The organism is Kocuria sp. CPCC 205258 (assembly GCF_040981005.1).
Classification (GTDB): domain Bacteria; phylum Actinomycetota; class Actinomycetes; order Actinomycetales; family Micrococcaceae; genus Kocuria; species Kocuria rosea.
This window is the reverse complement of record NZ_JAVKPS010000001.1, coordinates 297,664-315,804: the sequence shown is the minus strand read 5'-3', so window position 1 is coordinate 315,804 and position 18,141 is coordinate 297,664. Positions and strand designations below refer to the sequence as shown.

Here is an 18,141-nt window from a genome sequence, read left to right as displayed (position 1 = left end):
CTCCTGGGGATGCGAGCGGTGCGAGGGGTGCCCGGGCGGGTGCCCGGACGGCGGCTCCCGCGGGCCGCGCGGGCCACGGCGCCGCCCTCTTCATTGTGGTGCGGAACGGGCCCGGAAAAACTTCCCGGAAAAAATGTGACCTGCTGCATCCACGGAGGGGTCCACGGCGGTAGTACGGGTGCAAGGTCGATTCCGCTTCCGCCAGGGAGCCCGTTCAAGGAGCAGTTACCATGCGCAAGACCCTTTCCGCCGCAGCAGTCCTCGGTCTCGGTGCCGGTGCCCTCAGCATGAGCCCGGCGTTCGCCGCCGAGCACGCCGAGCTCTCCGTGCTCCACGGCGTCCCCGACACCGTCGTGGACGTCTACGTCAACGGCGAGCTCACCCTCGACGACTTCGAGCCGGGCACCCTGGCCGGCCCGCTGGAGCTGCCCGCCGGCAGCTACGACCTGGCCATCACGGCCCCCGACGCCGCCGACGCCTCGGAGCCGATCATCGGTCCCGTCACCGCCGACCTGCAGACCGGGATGAGCTACACGGCCGCGGCCCACCTCGACGCCGAGGGCAGCCCCACGGCCGCCCTGTTCACCAACGACATGTCCGAGATCGAGGCCGGGAAGTCGCACCTGACCGTCCGGCACGTGGCCGCGGCCCCGGCCGTGGACGTCCTCGCGGGCGACCAGGCGATCATCACCGGGCTCGAGAACCCGAACGAGGAGACCCTTCCGGTCGACGCCGGCACGGTCTCGGCGTCCGTGGCCGCCGCGGGCACCACCGACCCGGTCATCGGCCCCGCCGATCTCGAGCTCGCCGAGGGCACCCACAACATCGTGTACGCGTGGGGCTCCCTCGAGGCCGGGAACCTGGACCTCGCCGTCCAGACCCTGGAGGGCATGGAGCAGGCGCCCGAGGCCGTGCCGGGCGGCCAGTCCGGCCTCGCGGCCCAGGAGCAGCGCACGATGCTGACCGCCGGCCTCGCGGCCGCCGGTGCGCTCGGGCTGATCGGCGCGGCGTACGGTGCCCGCCGGGTGCTCGCGGGGAACCGCCGGTAGTGAGCGGTCCTGACAGGCACGGTCCGGGTGCGCGGCAGGCTGCGGCCCACCGCGCGCCCGGACCGACAACTCCCGGCACCCGTCGTCGTCGTCTGGCGGCGGTGGGTGCCGGGGCGGTCGCCTCGGTGTCCCTGCTCGCGGCAGCGGCCGTCACCGCTCTCCCGGAGAGCGGGGCCGCGCCGCCCGCGAACTCCCTGGCGGCGGGGCCGTACCAGGGCGAGGAGACGGTGCCGGCACTTGCCGGCCTCGACCGTCCGGTCTCCGCGGAGGCCCCGGCGCAGTCCGCCGCGGCACCCGCGGAGATCCCGGTCGCTCCCGCCACCCAGGCGCCCGCCGAGAAGGTCCCCGCCCCCGTGCGGGTGGTCGTGGACGGTTCCCCGATCGACATGCCGGTGGTCCCGGTGGGGGTCGAGGACAACGGGGCCATGACCATCCCGGACAACCATGTGGAGCTGGGCTGGTACCGGTACGGTCCGTCCCCCGGGGCGGACGAGGGCGCCGCGGTCGTCGCCGGCCACGTCGACACCCTCACCGAGGTCACACCGATGGCGCAGCTCAAGGACGTGCCGGTCGGGGCGGAGGTCCGCGTGGAGCGCGCGGACGGGAGCGTCCAGCGCTACCGCACCGAGTCCGTCCAGCACGTGCACAAGAAGTCCCTCGCGGAGGCGGACCTGTTCCGCCGGACCGGCGAGCCGGTGCTCCACCTCGTGACGTGCGGCGGGGAGTGGCTCGAGGAGATCGGGGACTACGAGGACAACGTGGTGCTGCGGGCGGTCCCGGTGCCCTGAGCGGCGGAGGGAGGCGAGAGGCGCATGACCGGATGGCCGGTGTCCACTAGGCTGGGCACGACTCGTGCGCCCGGGCACCGCCCGGCCGCCCGCGACCACGACCTCCGCCCCACGAGGAGCCCTTCCACGATGCCGACGCCGCCCCCGGAATGGGGACCCGAGCTCGACGCCGCGTTCGCCGCGGGGGACGAGCAGGCGCTGAGTGCCGCGTACCGGCACTGCGCCGGGGTCATCCGGGGTCTCGCCCTCCGGGCGCTGCGCGACGACGCGGGCGCCGACGACGTGGTGCAGGAGGTCTTCATCCGGGCGTGGAAGTACCGGTCCGGCTACCGCCCCGAGCACTCCTCGGCCCCCGCCTGGCTCATCGGGATCGCGCGCAACTGCATCGCCGACGCCGCGAGGACCGCCGGCCGCGAGGCGGAGCGGCGCCAGGCGGACGCGGTGCGCACCGACCGGGAGCCGCGGCACGAGGAGTCGGACCTGCTGGTGGACCGGCTCGTGGTGCGGGCGGAGGTCGAGCGGCTCGGGCCCCCGAAGTCGACGATCATGGCGCTGGCGTTCTACGAGGAGCTCACGCACCAGCAGATCGCACAGCACCTGGACCTGCCCCTCGGCACGGTCAAGAGTCATCTGAGGCGCGGCCTCACGAACCTACGAACACGATTGGGAGACGGTCATGGCACACCTGAGTGAGGAGTCGCTGACGCTCCTGGCTCTGGGTGAGGCCCTCGACCCCCAGAGCCGGGAGCACGCCGCCTCCTGCCCGGACTGCGCGGCCGAGCTCGCGTCCCTGCAGCGCGTCGTGCACGCCGGCCGGGCCGAGGCGCCCGCCGTGACGGCGCCCGGCCCGGGCGTCTGGGCCGCGATCCACGCCGAGCTGGGCCTCTCCGACGAGGTCGCGGCGGATCCGCTCGCCGGCGCCCGGGACGGCGCCCGCGGCGACACCGCCGCCGAGGACAGCGCCGGCATCGCCGCCGACCCCACGGGCTCCGCGGCCGGCCCGCGGGGCGACGACGGCGCAGGGCGCGGCGGGGCGACCGTCGTCGACCTCGACGCCCGCCGGCGCAGGCCCCGGCGCGGGGTGCCGTACCCCCTGGCCGCCGCCGCGGCCGCCGCGGCGCTGGTCGTGGGCGGCGTCTCGGTCTGGGGCGCGCAGCGCCTGGGCCTGGAGCCGGACCCCACGGTGCTGGCCACGGCGGAGCTCGAGCCCCTCGCCGGCTACACCGCCCGCGGCTCGGCGGAGGTGGACGAGCGCCCGGACGGGACCCGTCAGCTGGTGGTGCGGACCGACCCCGCCGACGTGGACGGGTTCAAGGAGGTCTGGCTGCTCGCCCCCGACGCGCAGCGGATGGTCAGCCTCGGCGTGATGGCCGGGGACGAGGCGGTGTTCGTGCTGCCCGAGAACCTGGACGTCGGCGAGTTCCCGGTCGTGGACGTCTCGAACGAGCCGATCGACGGCGATCCGACGCACTCGGGGGACTCGATCGTGCGCGGCGTCCTGGAGGTCTGAGCGCGGGCTCGGCCCCTCAGAGCAGGGCCGAGGTCAGCCGGGCCACGTTGTCGGCGTACTTGTGCCACAGCGGCCGACGGTTCCACGCGTCGAAGTCCAGCAGGGTGCTGGCCTCGAGGAACTCGGCGACCACCGCGTCCATCCGCCGCCGGAAGTCCCGGTCCGCGATGAGCACGGAGACCTCCAGGTCCAGGGCGAACGAGCGCTCGTCCATGTTGGACGAGCCGATCACGGAGACGTAGTCGTCCACGAGCACGAATTTGGCGTGCAGCACGGTGGGGGAGCGGTACCGGTAGATCTTCACGCCGGCCTCGACGAGCTCCTGGTAGTAGGAGTTCTGGGCGTGGTAGGCCAGGAAGTGGTCCGAGGTCTCGCCCACGAACAGCCGCACGTCCACCCCGGACTGCGCCTCGGTGGTCAGCGCGTGCATCAGCGACTCGTCCGGGACGAAGTACGGGCTGGCGATGACGATCTGCTCGTTGGCGTTGTAGATCAGGTGGTTGAACAGGCGCAGGTTGTTCTCCGTCTCAAACCCGGGGCCGGAGGGCACGACCTGGGCGAAGACCGGCCCCTGGGTGTCCGGGAGGTCGCGGGCGGCCTCGTCGAGCAGGAGGTCGCCGGTCTCGGAGTACCAGTCGCTCGTGAACAGGGCGTTGAGCTCGGCGACCACGGGACCGGTGCACTCGAGCATCAGGTCCTTCCACTCGAGGCCCTTCCGGCGGTTCCGGCGCTTGTTGTAGGAGCGGTGGATGATGTTCTGCGACCCGGTGTAGGCCAGGGAGCCGTCGACCACGAGGATCTTGCGGTGGTTGCGTAGGTCGGGCCGCTGCCACTCGCCCTTCCACGGCCGGACGGGCAGCATGCGCTGCCAGGGCAGCCCGGCCTCGTCGAAGCGCTTGATCATCCCCCGGTACCCCGGGTAGCCCACGGAGCCGAGGTGGTCGATGAGCACCCGCACCCGCACCCCCCGCCGGTGGGCGCGCACCAGGGACTCCAGGAGGGGACGGGAGGCGTCGTCGATGGCCACGATGTAGAACTCGAAGTGGACGTAGTCCCGGGCCCGGTCCACGGCGTCCGCCATGATCCGCATCGCCTCGTGGTTGTCGGTGAGGATCCCGAAGGAGTTGCCGCCGACCATGGGCAGGGCGCCGAGCTTGTAGTTCAGGGCCGCGGTGGAGGCCACCCACTCGGGCAGCTCCTCGTCCGTGTTGCCCAGGATGTGGAGGTCCGGGGTGTTCTCGCGGATGACGTCGTTCATCTTCGCCTGCATCGCCATCCGCTTCTTCGGCAGCTTGGCGGAGCCGATGGCCAGGAACAGCAGGATCCCCACGTAGGGCAGCAGGAAGATCGCGAGCAGCCAGGCCAGGGCCACGGAGGGCCGCCGGTTGTGCGGGATCCAGCCCAGGGCCACCAGGTTGATGAGCAGCCCCAGCACCAGCACGACGATCGTCGCGGTCTCCGGGAGGAGGTGCGCGGGGATGCCGCTGAAGGGGAACAGGGCCGGGATCACCTCGCCAGTCTAGGTTCCGGCGCCGCGCGGTCTACGCGGGGCGCGGCAGGACGTAGTCGGTCTCCGGGCCGGGGGTCTCTCTATGGACGAAGCCCGCGGCGACGAGCACCTGCGCGGCCGGCGCGTTGTCCCCGGGCACGCTGGCGCGCACCCCGGTGACCGCGGGGTCCGCGAACGCGACGCCGAGCAGCGCGGTGATGCCCTCCTGCGCGTAGCCCAGGTTCCGGCGGTCCGCGGCGAGGGAGCCCACGATCTCGAGCTCGTCGTCGATCGGGGGGCCCACGAAGCCGGCCGTGCCGACGATCTCGCCGGTCGACTTCTCCACGACGGCCATCCGCGCGTACACGGACTCCGTGAAGAAGTAGCCCCCGGCCATGAGGGACTCGCGGGCGAAGTCCATGTCCTCGGCGGTCGGGAAGCCGCGGGCGAAGTGGGCGCCGTGCTCGCCGGCCGCCACGGCGTCGAGCTCCTCGGCGGTGAAGGGGCGGAGCAGGAGCCGTTCCGTCTCCAGGACGGGTGCGGGGCGCTGGGCCTCGAGGTCCTCAGTCATGCTGGTGCTGCTTTCTGCGGGTCCGGGTGCCGAGGGTGGACGGGTGGCTCCGAGGAGCGGGGTGCCGGGGGCGGGGATCCGCCCCCGGCGGATCAGCCGAAGTACTTCGGCAGCGTGCCCTCGTGCGCGGTGCGGAGCTCGTCCAGGCCGATGCCGAACTCGCTCTGCACGTCCAGCGCGCGGTTCTCGGTGTCCACCACGCCGATCCGCGTGTGCGGATAGGCGCGCATGGTGCACATGTCCTTGAACCGTACTTCCTCGCTGCGCGGCACGGCCACCACAGCCCGCCCCTGGGTCTCCGAGAAGAGCATGGTGAACAGGTCCACGCCGTCGCGCTCGCACACCTCGCCCAGCCCGATGCGCGCACCGGTGTAGAAGCGCAGCGCCATCTCGGCGAGGGTCGCCGCGAGGCCGCCCTCGGCGACGTCGTGCGCGGCGTCGATCATGCCGTCGCGGGACATGTTGATCAGCAGGTCGCCGAGCAGCTTCTCCTGGGCGAGGTCCACGGCCGGGGGGAGCCCGCCGAGGTGCCCGCGCAGGTTCGCCCACTCGGAGCCGTCCAGCTCGTCCCGGGTGGTCCCGAGCAGGTAGATCGCCTGGCCGTCCTCGCGCCAGCCCGACGGCGTGCGCCGCCGCACGTCGTCGAGCACGCCCAGCATCGCCACCACGGGCGTCGGGTGGATGGCCACGCCGCCGGTCTGGTTGTAGAGGGACACGTTGCCGCCCGTCACGGGCACCCCCAGCTGCCGGCAGCCGTCGGCGAGCCCGCGCACGGCCTCGGCGAACTGCCACATGGTCTCCGGGTCCTCGGGCGAGCCGAAGTTCAGGCAGTCGGAGACGGCCGCGGGGCGGGCGCCGGCGGTGGCCACGTTGCGGTAGGCCTCGGCCAGGGCCAGCTGCGCGCCGGCGTACGGGTCCAGGTAGGCGTAGCGGCCGTTGCAGTCGGTGGACAGGGCCACGCCGAGGCCGGTCTCCTCGTCCACGCGGACCACCCCGGCGTCGTCGGGCATCGCCATGGCGGTGTTGCCCTGCACGTAGCGGTCGTACTGGTCGGTGACCCAGTCCTTGGCGCAGAGGTTCGGGGAGGCCATGAGCTCGAGGACGGCGTGCTTGAGCTCCGCGCCCGAGGGCCGCCCGGCGTCGGCCGGGGAGCCGGCGAAGCGGTCGGCCTGGAGCCGGTCCTGGTCCGCGGGACGGGTGTAGGGCCGGTCGTAGACGGGGCCCTCGTGGGCGACGGTGCGGGGGTCGACGTCGACGATGACCTCGTCGTCCCACTCGATCACGAGCCGGCCGGTGCCGGTGACCTCGCCGATCCAGGAGTGCTCGACGTCCCACTTGTCCATCACGGCCTCGAAGGCGGCGACCTTCTCGGGTGTCACGACCGCCATCATGCGCTCCTGGGACTCCGACATGAGGATCTCGCCCGGGGTCAGGGTGGGGTCGCGCAGGAGCACCTGGGTCAGGTCCACGTGCATGCCGCCCTCCCCGTTGGAGGCCAGCTCCGAGGTGGCGCACGAGATGCCCGCGGCCCCCAGGTCCTGGATCCCCTCCACGAGGGAGCCCTTGAACAGCTCGAGGCAGCACTCGATGAGCACCTTCTCCGCGAACGGGTCGCCGACCTGGACGGCCGGCCGCTTGGACGGCTTGGCGTCGTCGAAGGACTCCGAGGCGAGCACGGAGGCGCCCCCGATGCCGTCGCCGCCGGTGCGGGCGCCGAACAGCACCACCCTGTTGCCCACGCCGGAGGCGTTGGCGAGGCGGATGTCCTCGTGGCGCATCACGCCCACGGCGAGCGCGTTGACGAGCGGGTTGCCCTGGTAGCAGGAGTCGAAGACGACCTCCCCGCCCACGTTGGGCAGGCCCAGGGAGTTGCCGTAGCCGCCCACGCCCGCCACCACGCCGTGCACCACGCGCGCGGTGTCCGGGTGGTCGATCGCCCCGAAGCGCAGCGGGTCCATGACGGCCACGGGCCGGGCGCCCATCGAGATGATGTCGCGCACGATCCCGCCGACGCCCGTGGCGGCGCCCTGGTAGGGCTCCACGTAGGACGGGTGGTTGTGGGACTCGATCTTGAAGGTCACGGCCCAGCCGTCCCCGAGGTCGGTGACGCCGGCGTTCTCGCCGATGCCCACCAGCAGGTCCTTCTTCATCTCCTCGGTGACCTTCTCGCCGAACTGGCGCAGGTGGACCTTGGAGGACTTGTAGGAGCAGTGCTCGGACCACATCACCGAGTACATGGCGAGCTCCGCGGCGGTGGGCCGGCGGCCGAGGATCTTCTTGATCTCCTCGAACTCGTTGTCCTTGAGGCCCAGCTCGGCCCAGGGCAGCTCGGTGTCGGGGGTGGCCGTCGCGTGCTCGACGGTGTCCAGGTTGAAGTGCTTGTCGCTCATGGAGTGCTCGGTGTCCCTTACTTGACCAGTGCCTTGAGGGCGGAGACGAACAGGCCCAGCCCGTCCGTGCCGTCGCGCATGCCGACCTCGCCGGAGGCCGAGGAGTCCGCGCCGAAGCCCGGCTCGACCGCGTGCTCGGGGTGCGGCATGAGGCCCACCACGTTGCCGCCGGCGTTGCAGATCCCGGCGATGTCCCGCCGGGACCCGTTGGGGTTGCCCCCGACGTAGCGGAAGACCACGCGGCCCTCGGCCTCGAGGGCGTCGAGGGTCCGCTCGTCCGCCACGTACTGGCCGTCCTGGTTCTTGAGCGGGACCACGATCTCCTGGCCCTGCTCGAACTCGGTGGTCCACACGGTCGTGCTGTTCTCCACGCGCAGGCGCTGGTCCCGGCACAGGAACTTCAGTCGCTCGTTCTTGATCATCGAGCCCGGCAGCAGGTGCGACTCGGTGAGCATCTGGAAGCCGTTGCAGATCCCGAGGACCGGCAGCGGGGCGGACCCGGAGGTGCCCGCGGCGTTCGCGCCGTCGATGATCGGCGCCATGATGGGGGCGAACCGGGCGATGGCCCCGGCGCGCAGGTAGTCGCCGTAGGAGAAGCCGCCGGGCAGGATCACGGCGTCGACGCCCTGCAGGTCCTCGTCGTCGTACCAGAGGGACACCGGGGTGCCGCCGGCCAGCGTCACGGCGCGCGCCGCGTCGCGGTCGTCGAGGGTGCCGGGGAAGGTCACGACGCCGACGCGCGCGCCGGCGAGCCCGGCGTCCGGCGCGGGGCCGGAGAGGTCTGCGATGAGGGGGGTCTCGAGACCGGCCATGCTCAGTTCTCCTCGGTCTCGTCGAGCACGGCCACGCGCACGACGTCCTCGATGACGGGGTTGGAGAGCAGCTTCTCCGCGGCCTCGCGGGCCTGGGCCAGCGCGTCCTCGGTGGCCTCGCCGTCGACGGTCAGCTCGAAGCGCTTGCCCTGCCGGACACCGGCGAAGCCGTCCAGGCCGATGCGGGGCAGTTCGTTGGCGATCGCCTTCCCCTGCGGGTCGAGGATCTCGGGCTTGGGCATGACGTCGACAACAATGCGGGCCATCGGGGAACTCCTGAGGGTCGAGCAGCGGGCCGGGATCCGGCGAACGTCAGCCATTCTATCGGCTCGGGCACGCCGGTCGTGCCGGGCCCGGACCGCCCGCCGGGTGTGGTAGGGGTCACCCGCCGGCAGGCCGCCCGGGCGGTGGGGCCCCCGGGATTCTCCAAGGCGTGTCCGGTAGACCGTGGGGCCATGAGCACCGCACCGCAGACCGCAGGGGCCCGCACCGACGACGCACGCCTGGTCTCGGTCTACCGCCGGGTCCTGACCCTGCTGGGGATCGGCACGGTTCTCGGCGCCCTGACCGAGCTGGCGATGCTGCGGCACTGGCAGGGACCCGCCCAGCTGGTGCCGTGGGCGGTGCTGGCCGTGCTGCTGCTCGGAGCCGTGGCGTGGCTGGTGCGGCGCACCACCGGGACGGCCCGCACCGTGCGGGGCGCCGCGGTCGTCTCCGTGCTCGGCAGCGCCTACGGCGTCTACGAGCACGTCCTGGCGAACCTGCGGGTCGGACCGCTGGACCCGCGGTACGCCGAGGCCTGGGACGCGATGTCGGGCGCGGCCCGGCTGTGGGCGGCGACCAGCGGGGCCGTCGGGCCGTCCCCCGTGCTCGTGCCCGGCACAATGGGCCTGGCGGGGGTGCTGCTGTGGCTCGCCGTCCTCCGCTGGCGGCACGGGACGGACCGAGCCCGGTCCGCCGCCGGCGGAGGGGAACGGGGCGGTACTGGAACAATGGGCCCATGACCCAGCACCCAGCGACGACCACCCCCGGACTCAGCGGCCGGGAGGCCGAGCGGCTCGCGGACGCCCTCGAGGCCCGGGACGTGACGGTCTTCGTGGACGGCACCTCCCTGCGCCTGCCGGAGGGGGCGCGCGACGCCGTCGTGGACCTCCTCTCCCGGATGACCCGCGGGGAGACCGTCACGGTGACGTCCGCCGCGGTGACGTCCGCCGCGGAGCCGCCGGCGGACCCCGGGGACCTGCTGACCACCTCGCAGGCGGCCGCGCTCGCCGGCATCTCGGCCACCTATCTGCGCAACCTCACCACCGAGGGCACCCTGCCCGTGCAGTACCGGGGCAGCCACCGCCGGATCCGGCGCGCGGACGTCCAGGCCTGGCTCGCCCGCCACGGCGAGGACGGGGCCGCCCCGGACTCCCCGGAGGACCTGCTGACCACCTCGCAGGCGGCCGCCCTCGCCGGCATCTCGGCCACCTATCTGCGCAACCTCACCACCGAGGGCACCCTGCCCGTGCAGTACCGTGGCAGCCACCGCCGGATCCGGCGCTCGGACGTCCAGGCCTGGCTCGCGGGGCGGCAGCGGCGCGACGACGACGGCGCGCCCGCGCCGCACTGACCCCGCCTCAGTCGAAGCGGGCCACGACCCAGCCCTCGACCACGTCGACCGCCGCCGCCCGGAGGAGGTCCTTGGCGGGGTCCGGCGGTGCCTCCCGGCCGGCAGCCAGGGCCAGGCGGGACCCCACGAACCGACCGTCGGCGGCGAAGACCCAGAAGTGGTTGGGGCACTCGAACGTCTCGGCGCGCCCGGCGGACTCCCGGCACACGGTGGTCTGCTGGTGCGTGCAGGTGTTGCGCAGCACGTGCAGCGCGCCCCCGGCGTCACGGGTGACGAGGACCGGCCCCGTGCTGGAGGGCGCCGTCACGAAGTCGAGCGGGTCCGGCACGGCGGAGACCGCCACGATCCGCTCCCAGCAGCCGGCGGGCTCCCCGGGCGCGCTCACGCCGCCGCCCCGTCGGTGGCGCGGGCCGGGTCGAGGACCTCGAGGGCCGCGCCGAGCCGGCGGCGCAGCGGCTCGGCGCGCCGGGCGAACTCCCGCTGCCGGCGCACGTACTCGGCCTTGCCCTCCGGCGTCTCGATCCGCACGGGCTCGTAGCCCCAGCCGGAGAGGTCGTAGGGGGCGGCCCGCATGTCGGTCTCCCGCACGTCCCACGCCAGCTCGAAGCAGTCCATCAGCAGCTCGGAGGGGATCCCCGGGACGAGCTTGTACGCCCACTTGTAGAGGTCCATGGTGGCGTGCAGGCAGCCCGGCTGCTCCATCCGGCGCTGGGACTCCCGGGTGGGCCGCAGCTCGTTGAGCGGCACGGCCTGCGGTTGGAAGAACCGGAACGCGTCGAAGTGGGTGCACCGGATCCGGGCGGACTCCACCACGGCGTCCGTGCCCGCGGCGCCGAGCCGCAGCTCGAGCTGCTCGTGGCGGAGGTCGTTGTCCTCCGAGCGGTAGGCCATCGCCCACTCGTGCAGGCCGAAGCAGCCGAAGTAGCCCGGGTTGCCCGCGTGCGCGCCCAGCACCGCCCGGGCGAAGTCGATCGCGGGGGCCCGCCGGTCCCGGAGGGCGTCGTCGTCGACGGCCACGGCCCCGTCCCGGGCGCTGAGCCCCAGGGCCGTGAGCTCGGCGCCGGTGAGCGCGCGGTAGAACTTCTCCTCGGCGCGGTCCGCGGCGTCCAGCAGCACGGTGCCCGCCCCGGGGTGCCAGCGCTTCAGCTGCGCGGGCTTGAGGGTGTAGTAGGTGAACAGGAAGTCCTCGACCGGGTGCTTGTGCCCGCGGTGGCGGCGGGCTACGAACGGGTCCGCGCGGCGCGCCGCGCGCTGCTCGTGGGCGTGCGCCCGCGGCGCCCACTCCGCGCGGGACAGGACGACGACGGGGCGGGTCACGGGACCCGCCCCGTCGTCGACGGACCGGTGGAGCGCGGCACGGGGATCAGCGGCCGGTCCCCGCGTGGACCGTGGCCTCCTCGTCGGAGTCCAGGCCGAAGGCGCTGTGCACCACGCGCACGGCCTCGTCGAGCCGGTCGGCGGCCGTGACCACCGAGATCCGGACCTCGGAGGTCGAGATCATGTCGATGTTGATGTTCGCGGCCGCGAGCGCCTCGAAGAACGTGAAGGTCACCCCGGGGTTCGACTTCATGCCGGCGCCCACGAGGGAGAGCTTGCCGACCTCGTCGTCGTACTCCAGGCCCGCGTAGCCGATCTTCTCCTCGGCGGCGCGCAGCAGGCTCATGGCCAGATCGCCCTGGGACTCGTCCACCGTGAAGGAGAGGTCCGTCAGCGGGTCGTCGCCGGTGGAGATGTTCTGCACGATCATGTCCACGTTGACCTTCGCCTCCGCGAGCAGCCGGAAGATCCGGGCGGCGATGCCGGGCTTGTCCGGCACTCCGACGACGGTGACCTTCGCCTGCGTGCGGTCGTGGGCGATGCCGGAGATGAGCGGCTGTTCCAACGGGATCTCCTTCGGGGAGGTGACGGCGTCTTCGGGGCCCGGGATGACCCAGGTGCCCTCGTTGTGGGAGAAGGACGAGCGGACGTGCAGCTTCACGCCGAAGCGGCGGGCGTACTCGACGCAGCGCAGGTGCAGGATCTTCGCGCCGTTCGCGGCGAGCTCGAGCATCTCCTCGCTGCTGACCACGTCCAGCTTGCGGGCCCTGGGCGCGATGCGGGGGTCGGCGGTGAACACGCCGTCGACGTCGGAGTAGATCTCGCAGACGTCGGCGTCGAGGGCCGCGGCCAGCGCCACGGCCGTGGTGTCCGAGCCGCCGCGGCCCAGGGTGGTGATGTCCTTGGTCTGGCGGTGCACGCCCTGGAACCCGGCGATGATCGCGATGTTGCCCTGGTCCAGGGACTCGCGCACGCGCAGCGGGTTGACCTCCACGAGCAGGGCGGCGCCGTGCGCGCCGTCGGTGACCATCCCCGCCTGCGACCCGGTGAAGGACTGGGCGGGAGCGCCCATCCCGGACACCGCCATGGCCAGCAGCGCCATGGAGATCCGCTCGCCGGCGGTGAGCAGCATGTCGAGCTCGCGGGCCGGGGGCTTGCGGGTGACCTCGTGGGCGAGGTCCAGGAGCTCGTCCGTGGTGTCGCCCATCGCGGAGACGACCACGACGACGTCGTGGCCCCTGTTGCGCGTCTCGACGATCCGCCGTGCAACGCGGCGGATGCCGTCGGCGTCCGCGACGGAGGATCCACCGAACTTCTGCACGATCAGGCTCATGGGTTCAACTCCTGTGCTCGAGGGCGGCCGGCGGTCGGGGCCGGGCCGTGCGCCCGCTCCCCGCGGCAGGGCACCAGGACATCCTACGCGAGTGCGTCAGGCGACGACCGTCCGGCCCTCGAACGCGCGGCCGAGGGTCACCTCGTCGGCGTACTCGAGATCGCCGCCCACGGGCAGCCCGGAGGCCAGGCGGGTCACCCGGATCCCGAGGGTCTTGAGCATGCGGGAGAGGTAGGTGGCGGTGGCCTCGCCCTCCAGGTTCGGGTCGGTGGCGAGCACGACCTCCTGCACGGTGTCGCCGGAGAGCCGCGTCATGAGCTCCCGGATGCGCAGCTGGTCGGGGCCGATGCCCTGGATGGGGCTGATCGCCCCGCCCAGGACGTGGTACCGGCCGCGGAAGCTGCGGGTGCGCTCGATGGCCATGACGTCCTTCGACTCCTCGACCACGCAGATGACGCTGTCGTCCCGGCGGGCGTCGCGGCAGATGGCGCACTCGTCCAGCTCGGACACGTTCCCGCAGATCCGGCAGAACTTCACCTTGTCCTTGACCGCCGTCATGGCGTCGGCCAGCCGCCGGACGTCCTCCTTGTCGGCGTCGAGGAGGTGGAACGCGATCCGCTGCGCGGACTTCGGCCCGACGCCGGGCAACCGGCCCAGCTCGTCGATCAGATCCTGAACAGCGCCTTCGTACACGTTTCCCTCGATTTCCGGGCCGGTGCACGGCCCTCCTGATCGTCCTCGGCCACGACGTCACCGGGGTGCCGGTGCGCGGGGCGGTCCCGGCTCACTCCCCGGTGTGAAGGTCCCGCTCCTCGATCAGCATCCCCCCGAGGATCCGCTCGATCGCGGCGCGGCCGTAGAGGGTGGAGTCCTCGAGCGCCTCGTCGTCCGAGCTGGGCACGAAGGAGTCGTCCCATTCTACGCCGCTGTCCTGCGGGGCCGCGGCGGAGCCGGGTGCCTTGCGCCCCGCGGCGATGGCCGCGGCGTGGCGCTCCCGGAAGCTCAGCCGAGCGTTCCGGTCGGCGCCGGCCGGTGCCGCCGCCGGGACGTCCTGCTGCGGGGCGGCTGGGGCCGCCGGGTTCGCCGTCGGAGCCGGGGCAGCGGCGCCCGTCGCGGTCCGGGGATCCTCCGGCCGGGCGGCCGGGCGGGCGGTGGGGGGCGTGGCGCTGCCGGTCGACCGGTTCGCGGGCCCGCCCCCGGAGCCGGGAGCGGGCGCAGGGCTCTGCCGTGCGGGGGCCGCGGGCCGCCACTGCTCCGGGGGCGCCGCGTCCGGGTCGTCGGGGTAGGGGGGCTCGTCCGGGTACGGGGGCTCGTCCGGGTACGGGGGCTCCTCGGGCGGCGGGACGTCGTCGTCCGACGGGGGGACGTCCCGGTCCCGTGCCCCCGGGGCCTCGCCGGGGAAGGCGGGGCCCGGGCGCCCGGTCCGACCGGGGCCGGACGGTGCTCCGGGCTGCGGCCCGGTCTGCGGTGCCGGCCGGTTGGCGGGCTGGGCGCCGGCGGGGTCCTCCGCCGTCCGGGCCGGTCCCGGCGGCCGGGCCTCGGGCTGCGCCGGAGCCCGGGGTGCGGGTGCGTCCGGGGACCCGGCAGGGGCCGCGGCCGGGGCGCCGCTCTGGGGGATGGCGGCCACGGACCAGCTGTGCACGGGCTCCTGGGCCCAGGCGGGGTCGGTCCACTCCGCCGGCGCGTCCGTGGCGGGTCGGCCGTGGGCGTCCCAGGGGTCCTGGCCGCCGCCGTCCCCGTCCGGGGACGCCGCGCCCGCGGCCGGCTCCGGCGCGGAGTCCGTCGCGGTGCCCGGTGCGCCGTCCGGGGGCGTGCTCGCGGCCCGGGGCGGGGTCGGCTGCTGCTCCCGGCCGCGCGGTGCGCCCGGCCGGTCCTGGGCCGGGGGTCGCCGGTCCTGGCCGCCCCGGGACCGGTCCTCGGGGGCGCGCCGCTCGGGGCGCTCCCCGTCGGTCCCGGGCCCCGGTTCGGCCGGGCGCCCGGGCGGGCGCGTCGACGGCTCCGGGCCGCGCGGGGCTCCGCCGCCGCCGCCGCCCCGGCCGTGCCCGCCGCCGCCCGGCGGGACGGCCTCCGCACGGCAGTCGATGCCGAGGATCTGCTGGACCGCCTGCCGCAGGTCGTCCTCGAAGCGCGGGAAGTTCATGAGGTCGCCCTCGGCGTCGAACATGATGCGCAGCACCTTGCCGTCGAAGGACTGCGGGGTGCCGCGCTGGACCGTGAACCACGCGACGCGGCGGATGTCCGCGAGGGCGTTGACGATCTCCGGCCAAGAGGCCCGCAGCAGGTCGATCTCGTTGCCGCCCTGCTCGCCCGCCCGGGGCGTGTCCTGGCGGGACGCCTGCGCCGCGGCGTCCTGCCGCGGCGCGTCAGGACGCTCCGCTGCGGCGGGCGCCTCCCGTCCGGTGGGCCGCTCCGGTCCGCTGTCCTCCCGGGCGGACGGGCGCTCGGGAGCCGCCGCGCCGTGCCCGGCGTCCTGCCCCGAGCCCTGTCCGGTCCGCTCCCGCGGATCCGTCCCCCGCGGGACCGCCTGCTGCGCGTCCCCGCCGGGCGCGGGCGGTGCCGGTCGCTCCGGCGCCGGGGCAGACTGCGAGTCGGGCTGCGAGTGGCTCCGGCCCCCGGGCGGGGCGACCGGACCCGCCGGCGCGGTCGGCGCGGCCGAGGAGGCCGCGGGGAAGGGCGCGGGCGCGTCGGCGGTCTCGTCCGGACCGGCTGGGGCGGCGCCCCGCCCGATGCTCAGGCGCCGTTCCAGCCGGTCGACGCGGGCCGTGACGCCGCGCGTGGTGTCCTCCGAGGACGGCAGGAGGATGCGCGCGCACAGCAGCTCGAGGTGCAGCTGGGGCGAGGTGGCCCCCGTCATCTCGGTGAGGGCCGTGTTCGTGATGTCGGCGGCCCGGGAGAGCTCCGCCGCCCCGAGCTGGGACGCCTGGTTGCGCAGCCGGGCGATCTGGTCCTGGGGCATCCCGTGCAGGATGTTGCCCGCGGACTCCGGGACCGCGTTGACGATGATGAGGTCCCGAAACCGCTCGAGCAGGTCCTCCACGAAGCGGCGCGGGTCCTGGCCCGTCTGCACCACCCGGTCCACCGCGCGGAAGACCGTGGCGCCGTCCCCGGAGGCGAAGGCGTCGACCACGTCGTCGAGCAGGGCGCCGTGCGTGTAGCCCAGCAGGGCCACGGCGAGGTCGTAGCCGATGCCCTGCTCGTCGGAGCCGGCCATGAGCTGGTCGAGCACGGAGAGGGTGTCGCGGACGGATCCGGCGCCCGCGCGGACCACGAGGGAGAGCACCCCCGGGGCCACCTGCACGTGCTCCTCGGCGCAGAGCTGCTCGAGGTAGTGCATGAGCGGCTCGGTGGGGACCAGCCGGAAGGGGTAGTGGTGGGTGCGGGACCGGATGGTCGTGAGCACCTTGCTCGGCTCGGTGGTCGCGAAGATGAACTTGATGTGCTCCGGCGGCTCCTCGACGATCTTGAGCAGGGCGTTGAAGCCCTCGCGCGTGACCATGTGCGCCTCGTCGATGATGAAGATCTTGTACCGGTCCCGGACGGGCGCGAACGTGGCGCGCTCCCGCAGGTCGCGGGCGTGGTCCACGCCGCCGTGGCTGGCCGCGTCCATCTCGATCACGTCGAGGGAGCCGGCGCCGTCCCGGGCCAGGTCGCGGCAGCTGTCGCAGCGGCCGCACGGGGTGGCGGTGGGGCCCTCCGCGCAGTTGAGGCAGCGGGCCAGGATGCGGGCGGAGGTGGTCTTGCCGCAGCCGCGCGGGCCGGAGAAGAGGTAGGCGTGGCTGACCCTGTCCTTGCGCAGCGCCGTCATCAGCGGCTCGGTCACGTGCTCCTGACCGATGACGTCCTCGAAGGTCTCCGGGCGGTAGCGGCGGTACAGGGCGGTAGTCACAGATGACACCTTAGCGACGGAATCCGACAGGCGGGCCGGGCGGATCGGCGCTGGGGACGCGGGCCGCCGCGGGGACGAGAAGACCCCTCGCGCACCCGCCAGAGCCCATTTACCCTTGCTACCTTCCGGTCCTGGGGGAGTTCAACAGGATGACGCCACGCGAGGGGCTGTCGACGAGTCTAGCGGATGCGGCGGGCCGGGTCGAAACCCGGCCCCGGTGCCGTGGATTCGGCATTGCCCGGCGGTTCGGTTATGCTGGACCCCGCATGTTCCGGCGCCGTCAGGCCGCCGGTCGTGCGTGCCTGGAGGATTCGCCTAGCGGCCTATGGCGCACGCCTGGAACGCGTGTTGGGTTCACGCCCTCGGGGGTTCAAATCCCCCATCCTCCGCACTCGCAGCAAGAGCCCCGCACCGGAGACGTTCATCCCGGTGCGGGGCTCTTCCTCGTTCCTCCGCCGGCTCGCGGCCCACCGGCCCGTGGCTCCGGCCGCCGCGGCGCCCCGGCGGCCGCCCCTCAGCGCGGGCGGCGCGCGCGGGACCCGCGGACGACGACGCCGGCCGCCGCGGCGCCCAGTGCCGCGAGTCCACCGACCCACCACGCGGTGGAGGAGTCCCCGGCCGCGTCCTGCGCGGGAACCCGGCTCACCGTTCCCACCGAGATGCGCGTGAGCGTCCCGGGCGTCACCTGCTGCTGCCCTGCCAGGAACTGTGCCCGCGGCGCGGACCCGTCCCGGACGAGTGCCCCGGAGCCGGGACGGTGGGCCACGGCCGCGCCGGGCCCCACGAAGGAGGCGCGCTCCAGGGCGGAGAGCTCCCCCGGGTCCGAGACGGAGTCGGAGTCCGCTTCCGAGGTCGTGCCGGGAGCCGCCTCCGCGCGGGCACCCCCTGCGCGGTCACCTCCTGCACGGTCGTTCCCCGCACCGCCCTCCCCAGCACGGGCCTCTCCGGCACGGCCGTCCTCGGCGCGGACTCCGTCGGGCTCCGGTGCCGCGTGCCCGCCGGGAGCGGGGGAGGGGTGCGCGCCCGGCGCCGTGCCGCCGGGCTCCGGCGCGGGGGCTCCGCCGGGCTCGGGCGTGGTGTGGGGGGCCTCGGCGGGACCGGTTCCCGGCCGGGGGCCGGCCGGCTCGTCGTCGGACGGGGGCGCGGGGGACGGGACTGCGGCGGGGGAGTCCGCGCCCGTCGCGGGGGGTAGCGCGGTCTCGGCGGCGTGGGCCGCTCCCGGCACGGGGGCGAGCAGGAGCAGGGCGGCCAGCGCCAGGGGGCGAAGGGTCATGGGGGCGGTCTCTCCGGGGGGAAGCGGGCGGGACAGGAGTACACCGTAACTTTACGTCGTTCCGTTCCCTGCGTTCACTAATGCAATACCCTGCTGATGTGGCGGAAC

The 18,141-nt window shown here is 74.2% G+C and carries 17 protein-coding genes, 1 tRNA gene, 1 other RNA gene and 1 pseudogene; 8 read left to right on the top strand and 12 right to left on the bottom strand.

Translation table 11 applies throughout. From position 1 onward, the window contains the following. The first annotated feature begins 230 nt into the window (after positions 1–230). The 4 genes from RF644_RS01460 to RF644_RS01445 all read left to right on the top strand — a co-directional run bounded on the left by RF644_RS01460 (position 231) and on the right by RF644_RS01445 (position 3,347). Positions 231–1,049, top strand: coding sequence for a DUF4397 domain-containing protein (locus RF644_RS01460; RefSeq protein WP_368795066.1), 819 nt, complete (start codon positions 231–233; stop codon positions 1,047–1,049). Positions 1,050–1,174: 125 nt separating this feature from the next. After that, the gene (locus tag RF644_RS01455) at positions 1,175–1,837 is read left to right on the top strand and encodes a class F sortase (RefSeq protein ID WP_368795065.1); all 663 of its coding nucleotides are present in this window, start codon (positions 1,175–1,177) and stop codon (positions 1,835–1,837) included. A gap of 129 nt (positions 1,838–1,966) precedes the next feature. Continuing rightward, positions 1,967–2,530 carry an RNA polymerase sigma factor gene (locus RF644_RS01450; RefSeq protein ID WP_368795064.1) on the top strand — a complete coding sequence of 188 codons (564 nt, stop codon included), beginning with the start codon at positions 1,967–1,969 and terminating at the stop codon, positions 2,528–2,530. Further along, positions 2,514–3,347 (top strand): anti-sigma factor, encoded by an 834-nt coding sequence (locus RF644_RS01445; protein WP_368795063.1) that lies wholly within the window; start codon positions 2,514–2,516, stop codon positions 3,345–3,347. Before RF644_RS01450 ends, RF644_RS01445 begins: the two co-directional genes overlap by 17 nt. 16 nt (positions 3,348–3,363) lie before the next feature. On the opposite strand, the gene cls is transcribed toward RF644_RS01445, so the two are convergent. The 5 genes from cls to purS all read right to left on the bottom strand — a co-directional run bounded on the left by cls (position 3,364) and on the right by purS (position 8,875). After that, complete coding sequence (gene cls, locus RF644_RS01440) at positions 3,364–4,857, bottom strand: cardiolipin synthase (RefSeq protein ID WP_368795062.1); 1,494 nt, start codon at positions 4,855–4,857, stop codon at positions 3,364–3,366. A 31-nt stretch (positions 4,858–4,888) separates the two neighbouring features. Then, on the bottom strand, positions 4,889–5,407 hold the full coding sequence (locus RF644_RS01435; RefSeq protein WP_368795061.1) for a GNAT family N-acetyltransferase: 519 nt from the start codon (positions 5,405–5,407) through the stop codon (positions 4,889–4,891). A 92-nt stretch (positions 5,408–5,499) separates the two neighbouring features. Continuing rightward, positions 5,500–7,797 (bottom strand): phosphoribosylformylglycinamidine synthase subunit PurL, encoded by a 2,298-nt coding sequence (gene purL, locus RF644_RS01430; protein ID WP_368795060.1) that lies wholly within the window; start codon positions 7,795–7,797, stop codon positions 5,500–5,502. 17 nt (positions 7,798–7,814) lie between these two features. After that, the gene (gene purQ / locus RF644_RS01425) at positions 7,815–8,609 is read right to left on the bottom strand and encodes a phosphoribosylformylglycinamidine synthase subunit PurQ (RefSeq protein WP_368795059.1); all 795 of its coding nucleotides are present in this window, start codon (positions 8,607–8,609) and stop codon (positions 7,815–7,817) included. 2 nt (positions 8,610–8,611) lie between these two features. Continuing rightward, positions 8,612–8,875 carry a phosphoribosylformylglycinamidine synthase subunit PurS gene (purS, locus tag RF644_RS01420; RefSeq protein WP_031283211.1) on the bottom strand — a complete coding sequence of 88 codons (264 nt, stop codon included), beginning with the start codon at positions 8,873–8,875 and terminating at the stop codon, positions 8,612–8,614. A 189-nt stretch (positions 8,876–9,064) separates the two neighbouring features. On the opposite strand from purS, the gene RF644_RS01415 reads away from it, so the two are divergent. The 3 genes and pseudogenes from RF644_RS01415 (at position 9,065) to RF644_RS01405 (ending at position 10,224) form a co-directional block, all read left to right on the top strand. Beyond that, complete coding sequence (locus tag RF644_RS01415; protein ID WP_368795058.1) at positions 9,065–9,613, top strand: hypothetical protein; 549 nt, start codon at positions 9,065–9,067, stop codon at positions 9,611–9,613. Then, a pseudogene (locus tag RF644_RS01410) lies at positions 9,610–9,990 on the top strand (helix-turn-helix domain-containing protein); the annotation flags it as partial. The gene RF644_RS01415 and the pseudogene RF644_RS01410, both read left to right, overlap by 4 nt. Before the next feature lie 45 nt (positions 9,991–10,035). Beyond that, a complete protein-coding gene (locus tag RF644_RS01405; RefSeq protein ID WP_368795364.1) occupies positions 10,036–10,224 on the top strand; it encodes a helix-turn-helix domain-containing protein in 189 nt (62 codons plus the stop codon). 7 nt (positions 10,225–10,231) lie between these two features. Here RF644_RS01405 and RF644_RS01400 read toward each other — a convergent pair whose 3' ends face one another. The 6 genes from RF644_RS01400 to ffs form a co-directional block, all read right to left on the bottom strand. Continuing rightward, the gene (locus tag RF644_RS01400; protein WP_368795057.1) at positions 10,232–10,609 is read right to left on the bottom strand and encodes a Rieske 2Fe-2S domain-containing protein; all 378 of its coding nucleotides are present in this window, start codon (positions 10,607–10,609) and stop codon (positions 10,232–10,234) included. Beyond that, a complete protein-coding gene (locus tag RF644_RS01395; protein WP_368795056.1) occupies positions 10,606–11,541 on the bottom strand; it encodes a 3-methyladenine DNA glycosylase in 936 nt (311 codons plus the stop codon). Before RF644_RS01395 ends, RF644_RS01400 begins: the two co-directional genes overlap by 4 nt. Before the next feature lie 46 nt (positions 11,542–11,587). Then, on the bottom strand, positions 11,588–12,874 hold the full coding sequence (locus RF644_RS01390) for an aspartate kinase (protein WP_017833882.1): 1,287 nt from the start codon (positions 12,872–12,874) through the stop codon (positions 11,588–11,590). A gap of 96 nt (positions 12,875–12,970) precedes the next feature. Then, positions 12,971–13,567, bottom strand: a complete 597-nt coding sequence (recR, locus tag RF644_RS01385) for a recombination mediator RecR (protein WP_017833883.1) — start codon at positions 13,565–13,567, stop codon at positions 12,971–12,973. 91 nt (positions 13,568–13,658) lie between these two features. Then, positions 13,659–16,760, bottom strand: a complete 3,102-nt coding sequence (locus RF644_RS01380) for a DNA polymerase III subunit gamma and tau (protein ID WP_368795055.1) — start codon at positions 16,758–16,760, stop codon at positions 13,659–13,661. 75 nt (positions 16,761–16,835) lie between these two features. Then, positions 16,836–16,932, bottom strand: an RNA gene (gene ffs, locus RF644_RS01375) — signal recognition particle sRNA small type. Between the two features lie 132 nt (positions 16,933–17,064). On the opposite strand from ffs, the gene RF644_RS01370 reads away from it, so the two are divergent. Further along, positions 17,065–17,149 (top strand) — tRNA-Ser (locus tag RF644_RS01370). 125 nt (positions 17,150–17,274) lie between these two features. On the opposite strand, the gene RF644_RS01365 is transcribed toward RF644_RS01370, so the two are convergent. Beyond that, the gene (locus tag RF644_RS01365) at positions 17,275–18,033 is read right to left on the bottom strand and encodes a hypothetical protein (RefSeq protein WP_368795054.1); all 759 of its coding nucleotides are present in this window, start codon (positions 18,031–18,033) and stop codon (positions 17,275–17,277) included. Between the last annotated feature and the right edge of the window lie 108 nt (positions 18,034–18,141).